This window comes from Micrococcus sp. LASM2_SD2 (genome assembly GCF_057364565.1).
Map to the genome: position 1 here is coordinate 1 of NZ_JBNFOB010000299.1, position 2,289 is coordinate 2,289.

The 2,289-nt window shown below is 76.6% G+C and carries 2 protein-coding genes and 1 pseudogene; 2 read left to right on the forward strand and 1 reads right to left on the reverse strand.

The annotated features are described in order from the left end of the window. Nucleotides 1-870, reverse strand: an 870-nt coding sequence (locus AC2W7A_RS11660; RefSeq protein ID WP_485991489.1) for an NAD(P)-binding domain-containing protein, incomplete at its 3' end; no start/stop codon positions are given. Nucleotides 871-908: 38 nt separating this feature from the next. On the opposite strand from AC2W7A_RS11660, the gene AC2W7A_RS11665 reads away from it, so the two are divergent. Both AC2W7A_RS11665 and AC2W7A_RS11670 read left to right on the forward strand, forming a co-directional pair. Continuing rightward, nucleotides 909-1,673 carry an NUDIX hydrolase gene (locus AC2W7A_RS11665; RefSeq protein ID WP_485991490.1) on the forward strand — a complete coding sequence of 255 codons (765 nt, stop codon included), beginning with the start codon at nt 909-911 and terminating at the stop codon, nt 1,671-1,673. Between the two features lie 92 nt (nt 1,674-1,765). Next, nucleotides 1,766-2,289 (forward strand): annotated as a pseudogene (locus AC2W7A_RS11670) (hypothetical protein); the annotation flags it as partial.

A 2,289-nucleotide genomic window follows, 5' to 3' on the forward strand; every position in this document is an offset into this window, starting at 1 on the left:
CTCGGCGTGGGACGGCGTCCAGGGCCCGGCGTCCGGCCGCCCGCACGGGCGGCACCGCCACGATGTCCCCCGACGGTCCTCGCCGGGGGTGCCCACCTGCTCTGTCTCGCGCCCGAGCACGCGTGCGGAGGCCAGCCGGAAGAGCACGCTGCCGTCCACGTCGTCCGGCATGAACCGCGGCGGGCGCAGCGTCGCCCAGGTGACGGAGGCGGCCGCACCGTGCAGGTCTGCGGCGACCTGCGCCCCCGAGTTGCCGCCGCCGATCACCAGCACCCGCCTGTCCGCGTAGTCCTCCGGACCCGTGTAGGCGGAGGAATGGACCTGCCGTCCCGAGAAGTCGGCGGCGCCGGGGATCGCCGGCACGAAGGGGCGGGTGAAGGACCCGGTCGCCGAGACCACGGCGCGGGACAGGGCGAGGCGGCGGCCGTCGTCGTCCTCCAGGACGAAGAGCCGGTCGTCCCGCCGGGAGACCTCGGCGACCCGGGCGCCCCGGCGGACCGGCAGGTCGTAGCGGTCCTCGTAGTCGGCGAGGTACTCCACCACGTGGCCGGCGTCCGGGTTCTCACCGCCGGTGCCGGGCATGCGGCGGCCGGGGAGAGAGGAATGGTCGGCGGGGGAGAACAGGCGCAGGGACGGCCAGTGGTGCGGCCAGGAGCCGCCGGGCTCGGCGGACGAGTCGAACAGCGCGAAGCGCGGGGCCAGCCCTTCCTCGCGGCCGCGTTCCACGTCCCGGGCCCACCGCTGCAGGAAGTACCCGCAGGCCAGTCCGGACTGGCCCGCACCGACGACCGCGACGTCCAGCGGCCCGTCCGCCAGGTCGGCGGTGGTGGCGGGGCCGGGAGCGGTGCCGGATGCGGTGCCGAGGTCCATGTCCCGAGCCTATCCGGGCCGCCCACTACGGTGGTGGCATGACCACCTCCGCCGCCCGACCCACGCTGGACGACGCCCGCCGTGCCCTGCAGGACCTGGTGGCGGACCACGGGACGGCCGTCACGGCGTCGGGCGAAGACCCGGCGTCGCTGACCCGCATCCCGGACGCCGCGGACCGCACCTGGGGCTTCCGCTGGCCCACCGTGGAGGACGCCCGCCCGTCGGCGGTGCTGATCCTGTTCGGCTCCCTGGACGACGTCCCGGCCGAGCACCGCTCCGACGCCGTCCACCCGGACGTGGACGTCCTGCTCACCCAGCGTGCCGCCACCCTGCGCAAGCACGCCGGCCAGGTCGCCTTTCCGGGCGGCCGCTGCGACCCGGAGGACGCGGACGTGGTGGCCACCGCCCTGCGTGAGGCCGAGGAGGAGACCGGTCTGGACCCGGCCGGCGTGGAGGTCATCGGCGTGCTCCCGCCCCTGCCGGTGTCCGTGTCCGGCTACGTCATCCACCCGGTGATCGGCTGGTGGCGCGAGCCCTCGCGGGTGGCCGTGGTGGACCGGGCCGAGGCGACCGCCGTGTTCCGCGTGCCCGTGGCGGACCTCGTGGCGCCGGAGAACCGGTTCGTGGTGGCCCGTCCCGGCGGCCGCACCGGCATCACCCCCGGATTCGGGGTGCAGGGCCGGTTCGTCTGGGGCGTCACCGCCGCGATCCTGGACCGCGTCCTGCACCTGCTGGACTGGGACACCGCGTGGGACACGTCCGTGGTGGTGGACGCCCAGACCCGCCGGCCCGTCTCCGGCTGACCTCTCCTGCACAGGGCGCCGGAGGGCGGCCCTGGGTCCACAGATTCGCCCGTGCCGGCCCCGGGCCGGCCGTGGGCCGCTGGACTGGGGACATGCGTCCCTTCCTGCCCGAGCCCCCCGTCGTCGCCCGCCCGCACCGTGCCCTGCTGCCGCGGGACCTCGTCGGCCGGCTGGGCCGTGCTCGCATGCCTGGTCCCGTGCCCCTTATGACCCTCGACGACGGCACCCTCGCCTCCGCCTCTCCGCTCACCGCGGACGCGGCCTCACCCGGGGCGGCGACGTCTGTGGAGCCGCCCGACTGGCTGAGCCGGGCGCGATCCTGGCTGGCCGAGCGGCAGGCGAGGGAACACGACGACGGGGAGGCGGCCGTCGTCGGGAAGGACGGGGAGCCGACCGGTGAGGGCTGCCGCCAGGCGGTGGCGGCCGTGGCGGAGGAGGACGGCTCCGGGCTGACACCGGGGCAGGCCGGGGAGCGGGCGCGGCTGCTGGCGGACGAGCTGTCCGGGTTCGGTCCGCTGGCACCGCTGGTGCGGACCGAGGGGGTGACCGACGTGCTCGTGGAGCGGCGGCGGGCGGGTGTGGACGGACGGCGCGAGGGGCTGCGGCAGACCGGGGG